The organism is Burkholderia cenocepacia, assembly GCF_014211915.1.
Lineage (GTDB): Bacteria > Pseudomonadota > Gammaproteobacteria > Burkholderiales > Burkholderiaceae > Burkholderia > Burkholderia orbicola.
The window spans coordinates 1,874,805-1,891,852 of the sequence record NZ_CP060039.1 but is presented as its reverse complement, the minus strand read 5'-3'; the positions used below and the strand labels follow the sequence as shown (position 1 = coordinate 1,891,852).

At 68.1% G+C, this 17,048-nt stretch carries 14 protein-coding genes; 6 read left to right on the top strand and 8 right to left on the bottom strand.

The features are described 5' to 3' along the window. Positions 1–97: 97 nt before the first annotated feature. Together SY91_RS09010 and SY91_RS09005 are read left to right on the top strand one after the other, a co-directional pair. On the top strand, positions 98–991 hold the full coding sequence (locus SY91_RS09010; RefSeq protein ID WP_023477907.1) for a LysR family transcriptional regulator: 894 nt from the start codon (positions 98–100) through the stop codon (positions 989–991). 116 nt (positions 992–1,107) lie between these two features. After that, positions 1,108–2,259 (top strand): DUF2242 domain-containing protein, encoded by a 1,152-nt coding sequence (locus SY91_RS09005; protein ID WP_185920862.1) that lies wholly within the window; start codon positions 1,108–1,110, stop codon positions 2,257–2,259. 252 nt (positions 2,260–2,511) lie between these two features. On the opposite strand, the gene SY91_RS09000 is transcribed toward SY91_RS09005, so the two are convergent. After that, complete coding sequence (locus tag SY91_RS09000; protein WP_023477715.1) at positions 2,512–3,432, bottom strand: pyridoxal-phosphate dependent enzyme; 921 nt, start codon at positions 3,430–3,432, stop codon at positions 2,512–2,514. A 161-nt stretch (positions 3,433–3,593) separates the two neighbouring features. Here SY91_RS09000 and SY91_RS08995 point away from each other — a divergent pair, with 161 nt between their 5' ends. Then, on the top strand, positions 3,594–4,505 hold the full coding sequence (locus SY91_RS08995) for a LysR family transcriptional regulator (RefSeq protein WP_023477716.1): 912 nt from the start codon (positions 3,594–3,596) through the stop codon (positions 4,503–4,505). A gap of 752 nt (positions 4,506–5,257) precedes the next feature. Continuing rightward, positions 5,258–6,463 (top strand): MFS transporter, encoded by a 1,206-nt coding sequence (locus SY91_RS08990; RefSeq protein ID WP_023477717.1) that lies wholly within the window; start codon positions 5,258–5,260, stop codon positions 6,461–6,463. Between the two features lie 102 nt (positions 6,464–6,565). On the opposite strand, the gene SY91_RS08985 is transcribed toward SY91_RS08990, so the two are convergent. The 3 genes from SY91_RS08985 to SY91_RS08975 are packed head-to-tail and all read right to left on the bottom strand — an operon-like array spanning position 6,566 to position 10,226. Further along, on the bottom strand, positions 6,566–7,588 hold the full coding sequence (locus tag SY91_RS08985; protein ID WP_043888543.1) for a histone deacetylase family protein: 1,023 nt from the start codon (positions 7,586–7,588) through the stop codon (positions 6,566–6,568). A 24-nt stretch (positions 7,589–7,612) separates the two neighbouring features. After that, the gene (locus SY91_RS08980; protein ID WP_043888544.1) at positions 7,613–8,884 is read right to left on the bottom strand and encodes a Zn-dependent hydrolase; all 1,272 of its coding nucleotides are present in this window, start codon (positions 8,882–8,884) and stop codon (positions 7,613–7,615) included. Positions 8,885–8,915: 31 nt separating this feature from the next. Then, on the bottom strand, positions 8,916–10,226 hold the full coding sequence (locus tag SY91_RS08975) for an MFS transporter (protein WP_023477718.1): 1,311 nt from the start codon (positions 10,224–10,226) through the stop codon (positions 8,916–8,918). 188 nt (positions 10,227–10,414) lie between these two features. On the opposite strand from SY91_RS08975, the gene SY91_RS08970 reads away from it, so the two are divergent. Further along, positions 10,415–11,371, top strand: coding sequence for a LysR family transcriptional regulator (locus SY91_RS08970; protein ID WP_006476381.1), 957 nt, complete (start codon positions 10,415–10,417; stop codon positions 11,369–11,371). 67 nt (positions 11,372–11,438) lie between these two features. Here the strand turns inward: SY91_RS08970 and SY91_RS08965 are convergent, their stop codons facing one another. From SY91_RS08965 to speB, 4 genes are all read right to left on the bottom strand, one after another. Beyond that, on the bottom strand, positions 11,439–12,509 hold the full coding sequence (locus tag SY91_RS08965) for a porin (RefSeq protein ID WP_011545046.1): 1,071 nt from the start codon (positions 12,507–12,509) through the stop codon (positions 11,439–11,441). Between the two features lie 158 nt (positions 12,510–12,667). After that, positions 12,668–14,098, bottom strand: a complete 1,431-nt coding sequence (locus tag SY91_RS08960) for a purine-cytosine permease family protein (protein ID WP_023477719.1) — start codon at positions 14,096–14,098, stop codon at positions 12,668–12,670. A gap of 457 nt (positions 14,099–14,555) precedes the next feature. Next, complete coding sequence (locus SY91_RS08955; RefSeq protein WP_023477720.1) at positions 14,556–15,020, bottom strand: GNAT family N-acetyltransferase; 465 nt, start codon at positions 15,018–15,020, stop codon at positions 14,556–14,558. Next, entirely contained in the window at positions 15,013–15,981 is a 969-nt protein-coding gene (gene speB, locus SY91_RS08950; protein WP_023477721.1) for an agmatinase, read from the bottom strand. Before speB ends, SY91_RS08955 begins: the two co-directional genes overlap by 8 nt. Before the next feature lie 128 nt (positions 15,982–16,109). Here speB and SY91_RS08945 point away from each other — a divergent pair, with 128 nt between their 5' ends. Beyond that, on the top strand, positions 16,110–17,027 hold the full coding sequence (locus tag SY91_RS08945) for a LysR family transcriptional regulator (protein WP_043888546.1): 918 nt from the start codon (positions 16,110–16,112) through the stop codon (positions 17,025–17,027). The last annotated feature ends 21 nt before the right edge of the window (positions 17,028–17,048 follow it).

Genomic DNA, 17,048 nt, shown 5'->3' with positions numbered 1-17,048 from the left:
ACGAAAGTGGAAAGCCTGATGATATGACACCCCGAACTTCGCAAAAATCAGAGAGAATCTGATTTTAGGTTCGGTTTTTTCGATATATCGCGCGCCGATGCTCAATTTCCGACATCTGTACTATTTCTGGGTCGTGGTGAAGGAAGGCGGCTTCGCGCGTGCGGCCGAGCGGCTCGACATGGCCGTGCAGACGATCAGCGCGCAGGTGCGCGAACTGGAGAAATCGCTCGGGCACCAGCTACTGCGCCCGGCCGGGCGCGGTGTCGCGATGACCGATGCCGGGCAGGCCGCCTTTGCACGCGCGGAAATCATCTTCGAGATGGGCCGGCTGATTCCCGACGACGTGCGCGCGGCGGCCAGCCAGCCGACCGTGCGGCTCGCGGTCGGCCTCGCGGACGGCATCTCCAAGCTCGCCGCGCACGCGATCCTGGCCCCCGTGCTCGACACGCCCACGCTGCGGCTGCTGTGCCACGAGGGCGAGCACGACGCGCTGCTCGCGGAACTCGCGCTGCATCATCTGGATCTCGTGCTGGCCGGTCAGGGCGCGCCGTCCGGGTCGAACCTGCGCGTGACGAGCGAGCGGCTCGTCGCGTCGCCGGTCGACTGGTACGGGCCCGCGGCACTCGTCACGCCGGCCGCGCGTCAGCGCTTTCCGCAGTGCCTGGCCGACCTCCCGGTGCTGCTGCCGACCGCGCATTCGGCATTGCGCGCCCATCTCGACCGATGGCTGGAAAGCGAGCGGATCGTGCCGCGCGTGGCCGGCGAATTCGAGGACAGCGCGCTGATGGCCGTGTTCGCGGCGCGCGGCCTCGGCGTGTTTCCACTGAGCGAACTCGGCGCGAACGATGCGTCGCTGCTGCGCGGGCTCAGGCGGCTCGGGCGCGCGGGCGACGTGACCGAGGAGATCCACGCGATCCGCTCCCGGCGCGGCGAACATCATCCGCTGACGGCGCAATTGCTTGCCGCAGCGCGCGGCGCGCCGGCCGACTGAAGCGAGCGCGACATCAAACGAAACTATAATGTCGCCCCGGCCATACGAGATGTGCGCGCGCATCGATCCGGGCACTCCCGTTGCGCCGCCTCTCGCCGAGCCTTCTGAAAGACGCCATGCACAACCGATTTCGCCTGTTTTCCGTTTCGTGCGCGCTCGCGGTCGCGACCGTGCTGGCGGCATGCTCGTCGCCGCCCAAGCCGATCTACCAGCAGGAACAGTTCGACGCGACCACCAGCCCGTATGCGCACACGTTCCACTCGAAATCCGACGCGGCCTGCGAGGCCGCGCGGCGCGCGCTGCTGAGCCAGGGCTACGTGGTGTCGTCGTCGCGCAACGACGCGGTCGACGGCAGCAAGAATTTCCAGCCGAGCAACGACATGCACGTCGTGATCGAGTTTCACGTCGTGTGCGCGGACGCGAACGCGGACGGCTCGTCGAGCATCGCGTACGTGAACGCGGTACAGGACCGCTATACGCTGAAGAAGTCGAATACGTCGGCCAGCGTCGGCTTGAGCGTGTTCGGCTCGCTGTCGCTGCCGATCGGGTCGAGCGACGACGCGCTCGTCAAGACCGCGAGCGAGACGATTCCCGCCGGCGTGTTCTATGAGCGCTTCTTCACGCTCGTCGACCATTTCCTGAAGATCGACCCGGCGCGCCGCGATCGCGCGACCGTGAAGGCCGCCGAGAAGGAACCCGTCGCGCCGCTGCCCGAACCCGCGCCGACGCCGCAGGGCGAACCGCTGAAGATGACGACACCGGTCGTGCCGACGCCGCCCGCGGCGCCGGTGCCGCTTTCGGCGCCGGGGGTCGCGCCTGGATCGGGCGCGAATGCCGTGCCGGCCGCGGCATCGGCCGTGGCGGCGCCGGCCGCGATGCGGGCTGTCGCGCCGACGGCGGCGTCCGGGGCGGGGGCGGTTTCGGGGACAGCGCCTGCGTCTGCACCCGCGCCGGCTTCGGCTGGCGGCCCGGCGCCTGCGTCGGCGCCTGCACCCGCTTCGGTGCCTAAGCCGGTTTCCGGTCCGGCAACCGCACCGGCGCCTTCGTCGACCTCCGGTTCGACGGCCGTGCCGGCTTCCGCACCCGCACCCGCGTCTGCTTCGGCTCCGGCGCCGGCCACCGCCACGCCGTCATCGCCCGCGCCCTCGTCTGCAGCATCGACGCCCGCATCGACCTCGGCGCCGTCGAGCGCATCGCCTGCGCCGGCTGCCGCGAACCCGGTTGCATCGTCCACGCCGTCCGGCGCGAGCGCACCCGCCGCGAACTGACCGCGCTCCCGTATCGTCGCGCCCGGCCGCATGCGGCGCCGCGCGACGGTACGCAGCCCTTTCGTATCATTCCCTGAAGTCGTTCCCGCCCGTCCGGCTGTGCGCCGGCCGCGGATAGCCGCGCGGGATTGACGACAACGCAACGCGGACGCGTCACGGTCAGCCTTGCGCGCCTCATCCCCACAGTCGGCCCACGCGGAAACCGCAGGCGGCCCAGCGTCTCGCAACTGCGCTGCGCGCCTGCGCCCTCACCTACCGCAACGTCGCACGCAGCGTCTGCAGATGCTCGGCGGTCGTGGTCACGCCGCCGCAGACGATCACCGCGATGTCCGACGCCGATGCGAGCACCGGCACCGGGCGCTCCAACGCGGCCAGGGCAGCGCCGCACGCGGGCTCGACGACGATCCGGTGTTCATCGACAAACCGCAGCGACGCAGCCACCGCGTCGGCATCCGACACGACGACCGGATGAATCGCGTGGCGCGTCGCCCACTCGACCGCCGCGTCACATGGCCGCTTCGCGCCGAGCGACGTCGCGATGCTCGCGATGGCCGCCAGTTCGACCGGACGCCCCTGCGCGACCGAGCGCGCATAGCAGTCGGCGCCTTCCGTCTCGGCCGCGACGACCGGCACGTCGTGCCAGCCGTTGCGCGCCAACCCTTCCAGCACGCCGCACAGCAAACCGCCACCGCCGACCGCGAGCACGACCGCGTCGGGCTTCGGGCCGGCCGCCGCCATCTCGTCGATCATCGTCGCGTGGCCCTGCCACAGCACGCGGTCGTCGAACGGATGCACGAACGCGTCGTGCTCGTCGAGCGTCGATTGCGCGAACGCATTTGCCTCGGCCCAGCTCGCGCCGTGCACGACGAGGTCCGCGCCTTCGATGCGGATGAGCTCGCGCGCCCGGGTCGATGCGCTTTCCGGCACGACGACGCGCACCGGCACGCCGAGTTCGCGGCCGCAATACGCGACCGCGATGCCCGCGTTACCGCCCGACGACGACACGAACCGCCGCGCCCCGGCCGCATGGCGTGCCTCGCAGACGGCGCCGATGCCGCGCAGCTTGAACGAACCCGATGGCTGCAGCGCGTCGAGCTTCAGCCGGACGGTCCTGCCGAGCCGGCGCGACGCGATGGGGGAGCGGATATAAGGGGTCGGGATATGGAGCGGCATGGGGCGGAACGCAGTGGGGACGGAGGAAACACACGCGACTCCGGAGGAAGCGAGCGCGGCGATGACGGTCATCGTACGGCAGGCCGGTCATGCCTTCCAATACCATCGAATGGCGTTTGCTATGCTTTACAGGCATATCCATCCACCGAACCGGACACCGCATGCGCCAGATCGAATTGCGTCACCTTCGCTACTTCGTCGCCGTCGCGCAGGCCGGCAGCGTGATGGCCGGCGCCCGCGCGGCCGGCATCGTGCAGCCCGCGCTGTCGCGGCAGATCCGCGAGCTGGAGGACGCGATCGGCACGCCGCTGCTGATCCGTCGCGCGACGGGCGTCACGCTCACCGCGGCCGGCACGAGCTTTCTGCACGATGCGACCGGCCTGCTCGCGATGCTGCAGGACAGCCGTGAGCGCGCGCTGCGCAGCGCGGCCGGCCAGCTCGGCGAACTGCGGCTCGGCGCGCTGCCGAACTGCCTGCCGTTGCCGGTCGTCGCGAACGTCCTCAAAACGTTTCGCGATGCGTGCCCGGACGTGAAACTGTCGATCGCGCCGATGCTGTCCGCCGAGCAGGCCAGCGCGCTGATGCGCGGCCAGCTCGACGCCGGAATCATGGCGTGGCGTCGCGAGGAAGCGCCGCACCTGACGGGCGTGCGGCTGCTGAGCGACCGCTTCGTGCTCGCGATGCCCGCACCGTCGGGCGGTCGCTTCGTCGCGCCGCGCACGCTGGCCGACGTCGCGAACGAGCCGTTCGTCTGGTTCGATGCGCAACGTTCCGCCGCGCACCACCGGTTCCTGATGACGCAGTGCCAGCAGGCCGGTTTCACGCCGCGCATCGCGCAGATCGGCAGCGACATCCCGACGCTGATCGGCCTCGTCGCGGTGGGGATGGGTTGCGCGTTCGTGCCGGAAAGCGCATCGCCGACCTGCCCGAGCACGGTTCGGCTCGTCGCGCTCGACGAACTCGCGAGCCGCTTCGACATCGAGTTCGTGTTCGACGGCGCGGCGACGACGCCGTCGCCCGTCGTCGCGCGGTTTCTCGCGGCGGTCCGCGATGCGGCCGGCGAACCGGGCTGAACGCACGCTGGACGCATCGACGCGCGGTCGGGCGATGCGACTTGCCGCGCCGACCGACCTGCCGAGTTCAGTTCCGCGATCGCAGCGTTTTCGATGTCTTTACACACGAAGCGACACCGTCGTGTCATCGAAAAATCTTTCAAAACGCCGACGTCCGACGCCGCGATACCGCTATTTTCAAATTGGCACCAAAAACGGTCGTTTAACGCCGATTCGAATCGTCCTGCCCCGAAATATACTGCGCGCGCATCCAACCCTCGTGCCAAAGAGAGGATGCGTTTCCGCCCCGGCCATGGTCCCCCTGTGGTCGGGGCTTTTTTACTGTCGCGCCTTGCAGCGAAAGGCTTTCCGGACATTGCGCCCGGCCGGCGACGGCAGAATCGCCTGTCGCAGGGCAACGCGTCCGGCCAGGCAGCCGCGTGTCATCTCATGCTCGCCGGCCGACTTCCCGAGCGTCTCGCAAGATACCTCCGCATGAGCCGCGAACCGTCACCGCGTCGCAGCCCCCTGTCCGGAAGTTGCGCACCTCTTCATTACAAAAAGCTTTCTAGAAATCCTTGGCGTTCGTCCATCCCGCCAAAACACGGGCTCACAGGTCACGCACACCCGCGTCGCCCGCGCGCTGCATTGTTGACATGAAATCAAGATAATTTCGTCCGCATACGGCTTTTTCCGCAAAAGTAACGCAGGCACACTTCACGCTGTCCTCAACGGCCTCGTGCCGTCGTCCCCCGCTTACAGGAGTCCACCACGTGACCACCACGACTTCCTCTCCGTCCCGCCCCGGCGGCAGCGCCGCGCTGCCGCTGCTCGCGCTCGCCGCCGGCGCGTTCGGCATCGGCACGACCGAGTTCTCGCCGATGGGCTTGCTGCCCGTGATCGCCGACGGCGTGCACGTGTCGATTCCGCAAGCCGGCATGCTGATCAGCGCGTATGCGATCGGCGTGATGGTCGGCGCGCCGCTGATGACGCTGCTGCTCGCGCGCTGGTCGCGCCGCTCCGCGCTGATCGCGCTGATGTCGATCTTCACCATCGGCAACCTGCTGTCGGCCGTCGCACCGGACTACACGACGCTGCTGCTCGCCCGCCTCGTGACGAGCCTCAATCACGGCGCGTTCTTCGGCCTCGGCTCGGTGGTCGCGGCGAGCCTCGTGCCGCGCGAAAAGCAGGCCAGCGCGGTCGCGACGATGTTCATGGGGCTGACGATCGCGAACGTCGGCGGCGTGCCGGCCGCGACCTGGCTCGGCCAGATCATCGGCTGGCGCATGTCGTTCGCGGCGACCGCGGGCCTCGGCCTGATCGCGATCGCCGGCCTGTTCGCCGCGCTGCCGAAGGGCGAGGCCGGCAAGATGCCTGACCTGCGCGCCGAACTCTCCGTGCTGACGCGCCCGGTCGTGCTCGGCGCGCTCGGAACGACGGTGCTCGGCGCCGGCGCGATGTTCACGCTCTATACGTACGTCGCGCCGACGCTCGAACACCTGACGGGCGCGACACCCGGCTTCGTGACCGCGATGCTCGTGCTGATCGGCGTCGGCTTCTCGATCGGCAACATCGCGGGCGGGCGCCTCGCCGACCGCTCGCTCGACGGCACGCTGATCGGCTTCCTGTTGCTGCTGATCGCGACCATGGCCGCGTTCCCGCTGCTCGCCACCACCCATGCGGGCGCCGGCGTCACGCTGCTGGTCTGGGGGATCGCGACGTTCGCGGTCGTGCCGCCGCTGCAGATGCGCGTGATGCGCGCGGCCCATGAAGCGCCGGGCCTTGCATCGGCCGTCAACATCGGCGCGTTCAACCTCGGCAACGCGGTGGGCGCCGCCGCCGGCGGCGCGGCGATCTCGGCGGGGTTCGGCTACGCGGCGGTGCCGCTCGTCGGTGCGCTGATCGCCGCTGCCGGGCTCGCACTCGTGATGCTGCAGGTCACGCAGCGCCGCCGCGCGCCGGCCGCCGCGAACTCTTAAAGGGCAACGCCCGGACGGCCGGGAACCTGCCGCACGCATTCTTACGGCCGCGCCATGCGGCCGTTGTCATTTCCGGCGTGTGCCTCGGTTCTGACGGCTCGGTCAGCGCCCGGCGGCAAACCCGCCGAAAAACGCGCGCGCGTTCGCCTCGAGACTCGCGAGGTGATAACCGCCCTCCTGCACGATCACCGTCGGCAACCCGAGCGCGCCGATCGCGCCGCCGAGCCGCCCGAACCCGTCGGTCGTGACGGCAACCTGCGATTGCGGATCGTCCTTGTAGATGTCGAAACCGAGCGCGAGCACGAGCGCATCGGGCTGAAACCGCGCGAGTGCACGCAACGCGTCGTCGAGCCGCTCGAAGAATGCCGACTCCGGCGCGCCGTGCGGCATCGGCAGGTTGAGGTTGAAGCCGTCGCCGGCGCCCGCCCCCGTCTCTTCCTCGTAGCCCGCGACGACCGGGTAGAAGTTGGTCGGGTCGCCGTGAATCGACACGTACAGCACATCGTCGCGGCCGTAGAAAATCTCCTGCACGCCCTGCCCGTGATGCATGTCGGTATCGAGGATCGCGACGCGGCGATGGCGGCCCAGCAGCGCCTGCGCGGCGATCGCCGCATTGTTCAGGTAGCAGAAGCCGCCGGCCGCATCGCGCCGCGCATGATGGCCGGGCGGGCGGCACAGCGCATAGGCTTCGCGGGCGCCGTCGTTGACGTCGGCCGCGGCCGCCAGCGCGCCCTGCGCGGACCAGTACGCCGCGCGCCACGTGTTCGCGCCCACCGGACAACTGCCATCGGCGAGATAGCGCGCGGCTTTCGCGAGCACGCCGCGCAGCGGATTCGGGTCGCGCACGAACACGTTCGACATCACTTCGTCACCCCAGTCGTCGGGCATCTGCTTCCAGTCGCGGTGCGCGTCCTCGAGAAAGCGCAGGTAGTTCATGTCGTGCACGGCCGCGAGCGGTGCGGTGCCGCGATCGGCCGGCTCGCGCACGTCGAAGTCGAGCGACCGGACGGCCGCGACGAGCCGTGCCGCGCGTTCGGGCACCTCCTGCGGTTCGCGCATCTGGCCGCGCGACAGGTAGCTGCGCGGATGGTGCAGCAGTTGTTCGGGATGGAAATAGGTTTTCATGATGGTCCTCGTCGATTCGCCGGATCAGGCGCCGTGCGCGACAGCCGCCGCGTCGACGCGCGCCGCGATGCCCGCGCGCGCCAGCACCGCATGGAGCAGCACGTTCGTGCCGCGCGTCACGTCGTCGGGCAACGCATCCTCGGCTTCGTTGTGCGACAGGCCGTCGACGCACGGAATGAACACCATCGCGGTCGGGAAACGGCGCGCGAGCAGGATCGCATCGTGGCCGGCGCCGCTCACGATCCGCTCGTGCGTATAGCCGAACACGGCGGCCGCCCGCGCGACCAGCGCGACGCAATCGCGGTCGAACGGCGTCGCCGGGCTGCGCCAGCAGGTGTCGATCGCCACCTGCACGCCGCGCGCGGCGGCGATGCGTGCGCAGGCGTCGCGCAGGTCGCGCTCCATCGCATCGACTTCGGCATCGTCGTGATGACGCAGGTCGACCGTGAACGTCAGGTCGCCGGCAATCGTGTTGCGCGACGCGTTGCGAATGCCGACCTGCCCGATCGTCGCGAGCCCGCGCGGCGCGTAGCCGGCGACGATTCGTTCGAGTTCGAGCGCGATCCGCGCGCTCGCGAAATACGCGTCCTTGCGATACGGCATCGGCGTCGTGCCCGCATGCGCGGCCACGCCGGTCACCGTCACGTCGAGCCAGCGGATCGCCTGGCCGCCCGTGACGATGCCGATCGTCGTGCCGTTCGCCTCGAGCACCGGCCCCTGTTCGATATGCGCCTCGAAATACGCGTCGACCGCGCCGCCCATTGCTCGCGTGCCGCGATAGCCGCACGCGTCGAGCGCCGCGCCGAGTGTGACGCCGTCGGCGTCCTGCTTCGCGAGCGCGTCGTCGAGCGGCAACGCGCCCGTGAACACGGCCGAGCCGAGCATCGCCGGCGCGAAGCGTGCACCCTCCTCGTTGGTCCAGGACACGATCTCGAGCGGTTTGTCGGTCGCGATGCCCGCGTCGTTCAGCGTGCGCACGAGTTCGAGCGCGGCGAGCACGCCGTAGACGCCGTCGAAGCGGCCGCCTTCGGGCTGCGTGTCGAGATGGCTGCCGATCAGCACGGGCGCTGCCTGCGCATCGGCGCCGCCGCGCCGCGCGAACAGGTTGCCGACCGCATCGGCGCTCACCGTCATTCCCGCGTCGCGGCACCATTGCGCGAACAGGTCGCGCCCGCGCCGGTCGTCATCGGTGAGCGCGAGGCGCCGCACGCCGCCGCGCGGGGTCGCGCCGACGCGCGCCATGTCGGTCAGGCTCTGCCACAGGCGGGCGCCGTCGATTTCCAGCAGGTCTTTCATATGCATTCCGGATCGAGTCGTTCGTTGAAGGTCAGTGCGAGCCGAGCGCTTCGGCGGCGGCCGGCCGCGCGGCGCGGCGTGCATCGAGCGCGACGATGCAGAGCAGCGAAATACCGGCGAGACACGTGTAGAACACCGCGAGCGGCCACCACTGGCCCGTGAAGCGATGCGCGAGCCACGTGCCGACGAGCGGCGTCAGGCCGCCCGCGATCGCGCCGCAAATCTGGTAAGCGAGCGAGATCGCCGAATAGCGCACGTGCGCGGGGAACACGTCGCTGACGAAGCCCGCGATCACCGAATAGAAGCCGGCCATGCACACCACGGCGAGCGCGATGCCCGCGATCAGCGACGCGGACGTGCTGCCCTGCACGAGCATGAACATCGGATACGGCGACAGCATCGCGAGCAGCGCCGCGAGCTTGAGGAAGCGCGCGCCGCCGATACGTTCGGCGATCCAGGCGGCGAGCGGCTGCGCGAAAAACTGGATGATCGCGACCGCGAACAGGCTGTCGAGGATCAGCGAGCGCGAGACGCCGACGTACTGCGTCGTGTACGCGATCATGAACGTGTTCGTGAAATAAACGCCCGCGATGCCGATCGTGTTCGCGCCGATACAGAGCAGCACGAGCCCCGACGCCGAACGGAACACTTCCGCGACCGGCAGCTTCACCGTGCGGTTGGCTTCCTTCACCCGCGCGAATTCCGGCGACTCGTTCACGCCGAGCCGGATCAGGATGCCGACCACGAGCAGCACCGCACTCGCGAGAAACGGCAGGCGCCAGCCCCACGCGAGGAAATCGGCCTTGTCCATCGACGTGACCGCGCGGAACGCGATCAGCGACAGGATCAGCCCGGCCGGGCTGCCGAGCTGCGCGAACGACGCGAAAAACGTGCGGCGCCCCTGCGGCGCATGCTCGCCCGCCATCAGCACCGCGCCGCCCCATTCGCCGCCCACCGCGATGCCCTGCACGATGCGCAGCGCGACGAGCAGCACCGGCGCGAGGATGCCGACCTTCGAATAAGCGGGCAGCAGCCCGACGCACACGGTCGCGACGCCCATCATCATCAACGTCGTCATCAGCGCCTTCTTGCGGCCGATGCGGTCACCGAGATGGCCGAAGATCACGCCACCGAGCGGACGCGCGAAGAAGCCGACCGCGAACGTCGCGAACGACGCCATCGTGCTGACGAACGGGTCATGCGACGGGAAATAGAGTTCGCCGAACACGAGCGCGGCGGCGGTCGCGTAGATGTAGAAGTCGTACCACTCGATCATCGTGCCGATGAACGCGGCCGTCGCGGCGCGTGCCGGCTGGCGGGCGGAAGGAAGGGACTGAGTCATGCGGGCTCCTGACGCGCGCCGCGGCGGGGCAGCACGCAATATCGTGACGGCGGCCGTCTGTCGCGGCCTCGCGCCGCACGCTGCGGCGCCCCTCCTTTATCGGTGGCCGCAAATCATTAGTCAAATTTCAAGTTATTATTCACGATATAAATTCAACTAATGTCTGATCACTGCTGCCCGGATACCCGATGCGCCCCGACCTCGCCCCGTTCCTGAACGACCGCCTCGACTGGAATCTGCTCCGCACCTATCTGGTGATCATGCAGGAACGCAGCGTGAGCCGCGCGGCCGCCCGCCTGCACGTCACGCAGCCGGCCGTGAGCCAGGCATTGCGGCGGCTCGAGGAGACGCTCGAGCGCCGGCTGATCGAGCGGCGCGGCGCGCACTTCGCGCCGACGCCGGCCGGCGAAGCCGTGTACCGGATCGCGAGCGACATCTACGGCGGTATCTCGCGCCTCGAAACCGAAATCGACGACAGCACGGCCGACCTGACCGGCTCGATCCGGCTGCTGACGGTGAGCCGCATCGAATCGCCCGTCTACGACGAGTTCCTCGCGGATTTCCACCGCGCATATCCGCGTATCGATCTGCAGATCGAAGTGATGCGCTCGTCCGACATCCTCTCCTCGCTGCTGCAGAAAACGGCCACGGCCGGGCTCGGCCTGTGCCGCACGCCGCACGACAAGCTGGAAATGCGCTGCTTCCTGCGCCAACGCTATGCGATCTACTGCGGCCGCCATCACCGGCTGTTCGGGCAAACGCAGTTGCGGATGGACGATCTGCTCGCGGAGAATTTCGTGTCGTTCACGAGCGACCAGATCGGCGACAGCCTGTCGCCGCTCACCGTGTTTCGCGACCAGAAGGGCTTCACGGGACGCATCGTCGCGTCGTCGCCGAGCCTCGAGGAGGTGCGGCGGCTGATCTTCGCAGGCTACGGGATCGGCTGCCTGCCCGAGCACATCGTGCGCGACGACATCGCGCAGCAACGGCTGTGGCGGCTGCCGCCCGACGACGGGCTCGTCGATGTCGACGTATTCCTGCTGTGGCATCGCGACCGCAAGATGAACGCGGCCGAGCTGGCGTTTCTCGACGCGATGGAGCGCTGCATGCAACGCTATTCGCTGGCGGAGCGGTTGGGGAAATGACGGCGCGCATGCGCTCGGAGAAAACGCCGGGCGCATACGGCCCGGCGCGTCGCTCCGTGCGCATGCATCAGAAGCGATGCACGATGCCGAGTTGCACGCCGCGCGCATTCGCGCCCGGATACGCGAGCGGCAGGCCGGGGTTCGCCGCGCCGGCGAGCGTGTAGCCGGCCTGGTTGCGGTTACGCAGGTACGACAGCGCGCCGTAGAAGCTCGTGCGCTTCGACAGGTCGTATTCGTACATCAGCCCGAGTTGATCTGCGTGGTTGCCTTGCGACGACTGGTCGTGCAGGTATGCGTAACCGAGCGCGACATAGTTGGCCGGGTTGAACTGGTACTTGACCGACAGCCCGTACACACGCGAATCGATTCCGAGGTCGGCCCACTTCACCGCGGAAAAGCCGCCATACACGGTGGCCTTGCCGATCGCATATGATGCACCTGCCATGATCGTGCGATCCGTCGTGGTCGCCACGGCGTTCTTCAACCACTGGCCCGCGACGAATGCGCCGAACGGGCCGTGTTCGTAGGTCAGGTCGAACTGCTGGCTGGAGCCGGCCGAGCGCACGCCACCCGCATCGCCGAATCCGAAGTACAGCCCGCCCTGGAAACCGGCGATCTCCGGGCTCTGGTACGACAGCGTGTTGCTCGTGCGGAACGCGAACACGGTCAGGTTGTCCATGCCGGATGCCTGCGTGACTCCGCCGAATGCATCCTGCCCGCCCTGATCGTTGAATAGCGGCGAATTCTGCCGGCCCGCGCGCACCTTGCCCCACTGCCCCGCGATGCCGACCCACGCCTGCCGATTGAACAGGCTGCCGGCACTCGCGAGCGAGCCGTCATTTGGATTGAAGCCGTTTTCCAGTGCGAACTCGATCTTCTGGCCGCCGCCGATATCCTCGCCGCCCTTCAATCCGAACCGGCTACCCCACTGGCCGCCCGAGTTGATCGCGGCCGTATAGCCGTTGCCCGTGTTCACGACCTGCGCGAATTCGTCGATCACGCCGTACAGCGTGACGCCGTCCTGCGCGGACGCAGTGCCCGAACCGGCGACGCAGGCAAGCGCCACCGTGAGACGAAAACCGGCGTGCACCGGCCGCACCCGGCAATCGATGCCGCGCGTTTCAATATGCTTGGTCATACTATTCGATAGTTCGAGATTGAAACGACACCGGGCACGGCGTGAACGCCGCACCGGTATCGCGGGATATCGGAATGTGTTGATGGAGCCGAACGCAGGCTACGTCCGACTCGGCGCTCAGGCCGGCGGCGTGCCGGCCCGATGCGCGAGACGCGTGGTCAGTGGTGAACTTCGCCGCGTTCGAGCGGCAGGATCAGGCGCTCGGGAATGCTGCGTCGCGACGCGCGCGCGCCGACGTAATACAGCACGGCCGGCACGACGAGGCCGAGAATCCACGAGATATCGGTGCCGCCGAGCGCATCGACGAGCGGCCCCGTGTAGAGGTGCGTCGACATGAACGGCAGTTGCACGAGGATGCCGACCACGTAGATCGCGATCGCCATCACGTTCCAGCGGCCGTAGCGGCCATCCGGATCGGACAACGCCGGCACGTCGTAGCGCGAACGCGTGAAGCAGTAGTAATCGACCAGGTTGATCGCGCTCCACGGCGTGAAGAACGCGAGCAGGAACAGGATGAACGCGGTGAATTCCTTCAGGAACGAATGACGGCCCGCGAGCGCGATCAGCGTCGACACGCAGATCATCCCGAAGATGTACACGAGGCGGCTCTTCGACGATACCGCGCCCTTGCCGCGAAAGCCGCTGACGATCGTCGCCATCGACATGAAGCTGCCGTACGCGTTGAGCGCCGTCACCGTCACCTTGCCGAACGCGATGCTGAAATACAGCAGCGCGGCCACGGCGCCCGTCGAGCCCAGGCCGACGATGTACGACACTTCGTGGTGCGCGAACTGGCTGCCGGCCAGCGCGGCCGCGAACACGCCGAACACCATCGCCGCCTGCGCGCCGATCACCGAGCCGAGGCCGACCGCGAGAAACGTCGCGACCGACGACGTCGAGCGCGGCAGGTAGCGCGAATAGTCGGCCACGTACGGGCCGAATGCGATCTGCCACGACGCGGACAACGACATCGCGAGCAGGAAGCTCGCCAGCGAGAAATGCCGGTTCGCGAGCAGCGCGCCGATGTCGTGGTTCGCGAACAATTGCGCGAACATGTAGACGAACGCGACGATACCGACCACGCTCGCGATCCGGCCGACGAAGTGGATCGCGCGATAGCCGAACACGGTCAGCACGACGATCACGGCCGCGAACAGCAGGATGCCGGCCGCGTCGTCGACGTGCAGCAGTTGCGCGACGGCCTGCCCGGCCAGCACCGAGCCGCTCGCGGAAAAGCCGATGTACATCAGGCACACCAGCACGATCGGGATCATCGCGCCGTACACGCCGAACTGCACGCGGCTCGAGATCATCTGCGGCAACCCGAGCTGCGGCCCCTGCGCGCCGTGCAGCGCCATCACCGCGCCGCCGACGAGCTGACCGAGCAGCAGCGCGACCAGCGACCAGAACACGTCGCCGCCGAGCACGACCGCGAGCGCGCCCGTGACGATGGCCGTGATCTGCATGTTGGCCGACAGCCACAGCGTGAACTGGCTCAGCAGGCCGCCGTGGCGCTCGGCGTCGGGAATGAAGTCGATCGAGCGTACCTCGATCAGTCCGCCGGCTTTTCCACTGGAATTCGTTGACACGGGTCAATCTCCAAAATACTCAGGACCACACATGGTTTGAACGGGACAGGAAACTGCGAGCCGCCCTTTCGGCGCTGCGGATGCGGGGCGCCGTGGATCGCCGGCATGCGCCACGCACGCACGGTCTGCACGCTGGCGCGCAACCGGCACGACGTGTGCCGACATTGCCAGCGGATGATGTTGTATATACAACTTGGGAGATATCGGTGATTACCCGGTATCGATCGGTTTTCGAAATCGTCCGAGCAATCGCGGCACGCTCGCGCAGCTTTGCCTCGAGCCGGATGTAGGAAAAATGAAAGTTAGGTCGGTGGGGGCCGAGCAGGCGCGACCGTCATGGGGTCGGCGGGAGGAAGTTCAGCAGCTGTCGCGCGGCCTCGAGTCGTGTCCGTGCAGCCAGTCGTCGGCGTTGTCGCGACGCAGAGCCACGACGTCGTACCCCGGACCCCACATGCGATCAACCGCGCGGCCCGACCTGAAACGTGAGAATTTCGTCTCCCTCCTCGTCCAGCTTCCCGGTCGGCGTCCAGCCGAGGTGACGATAGAACCCGTACGAGCGCGACGCGGGATCGGTCGAGCAGCCGAGAAACAGCGACGTGACGCCGTGCGCCGCGAAATCGTCGATCACGCACCGCAGCAGCCGCTTGCCGATCCCCGTCCCTTCGTACTCGGGCAAAATCGCGAGCACGACGATTTCGCCCGAACCGGTGTCGCCGAAGCAGTAGCCGACCATGTGTGCGGGTGCACAGCAGACATGGCCTGCGAACACGCCGTCGCGGATACCGCCGTCCCAGCTTTCAACGGTGATGCCGAGCGCGCGCAACTGCGCTTCGGTGAACGCGTTTTCGCGTGTGCGCGCACGCAGTGCGATGCAGTCGGCCGCGTCGCCGGGAACGGCCTTGCGCCAGATCAGTTCATCCATCGATCGGGTGTTCCTTTTTCTGCCGCCGGCGCGACGCATACAGGCAGATCAGTTCCAGTGCGATCGTCGCACCGGCCAGCGACGTGATTTCCGCGTGATCGTACGGCGGCGACACTTCGACCACGTCCATGCCGACCAGGTTGATCCCGTCGAGGTGGCGCAGGATCTCGAACGCCTGATGGCTCGACAGTCCGCCCGACACCGGCGTCCCGGTGCCCGGCGCGAACGCCGGATCGAGACAGTCGATGTCGAACGTCAGGTATACCGGATGATCGCCGACTCGCTCGCGAATGCGCGCGGCGACCGCGGCGGGCGTCGACGCATGCACCTGACGCGCATCCTGGATGTCGAAGCCCATCGGTTCGTCGTTGGTCGTGCGGATGCCGATCTGGGCCGATCGTCCGGGCACGACCCACCCTTCCCGCGCCGCGTGATAGAACATCGTCCCGTGATCGATGCGCTTCACGTCGCGGTCGGGCCACGTGTCGGTATGCGCGTCGAAATGCACGAGCGACAGCGGCCCGTGCACCTTCGCATGCGCCTTCAGCAGCGGATACGTGATGAAATGATCGCCGCCGAGCGTCAGCATCGCGCAGCCGCGCGCGAGGATCGCATCGGCATGCCGCTCGATCGCGCCCGGCACCGATTCGGGCTGCCCGAGATCGAACGCGCAGTCGCCGTAATCGACCGCCGCCAGCACGTCGAACGGATCGAACGACCACGGCCACGGACGCGCCCACGCGATGCCCGTCGACGCGGTCCGCAACCCGCGCGGGCCGAAGCGCGTGCCGGGCCGGTGCGACGCGGCGGAATCGAACGGCACGCCGGTGATCGCGAGGTCGACGCCGTCCAGATCGCGGCTGAAACGCCGGCGCATGAAGCTCGTCGCGCCCGCGAAACTGGGTTCGGCCTGGGTGCCGTAGAGGCTGTCGCGGGTGAACGCGAAATCGTTCTGGCTCATCGTCGGAGTCCGGTCTGAAGGGGGCACGGCCGCGCGGCTGGCGACCTCGAGCCCGATTCTGCCGCGCCCGCATGCAACGAAAAATATGAACTAACATAAGCCGACTTCACAAAATGCGATGTATCGCCATGCTGACCCGACTCAGAGACATGGATTTGCAGTTGCTGCGGCTCTTTCTGACGATCGTCGAAAGCGGCGGCTTCAGTGCCGCGCAAGGCACGCTCGGCATGGCGCCGTCGACGATCAGCACGCAGATGGCCAAGCTCGAGACGCGGCTCGGGTTCCGGCTGTGCGATCGCGGCAAAGGCGGGTTCCGGCTGACGCCGAAGGGCGAACGCGTGCTGCAGTCGACGCGCCGCCTGCTGCACGCGATGGACGTGTTCACGCGCGACACGCAGCACATCTCGGGCACGTTGCTTGGCGAATTGCGCATCGGCCTGTCCGAGCGGATCTCGCCCGACGTCGTCGAATCGATCGCGGCGGCCGTCGGCCGCTTTCGCGAGCGCGCGCCGGATGTGCTGATCGAAATGATCGCGGTGCCGCCCGACGAGCTGGAGCGCCGGCTGCTGAAAGGCGAACTGCAGCTCGCGATCGGCTATTTCTCCGGCCACCAGGCCGGCCTGCACTACGCGCCGCTGTTCGTCGAGCACCAGTCGCTGCATTGCGGCGCCCGCCATCCGCTGTTCGCGAAGAAAGCCGTGTCGGTCGACGACATCTCACGCGCGAGCAACGTCGCGCGGCTCTACAAGACGAACACGTCGGGAGCGGCGCTGCGCAATGCACGGCCGACCGCGTTTTCGGAAAACGTCGATGCCGACGTGATCTTCATCCTGTCGGGCGCGCATGTCGGCTTCCTGCCCGACCACGTCGCGGCACCGTGGATCGCCGCCGGGAAGATGCGCCGGCTGCTCGCGAGCAAGCTGAGCCACACGGTGGCATTCCAGCTCGCGACACCGAGGAATTCCGACGGCAGCGAAGCGCTGGATGCGTTCACGGCCGCGCTCGCCGAGCAGTTCGGCGCGCTCGTCGGAAACGCAGACGAATAGTCGGCCGGGCGCGCCGCCCGC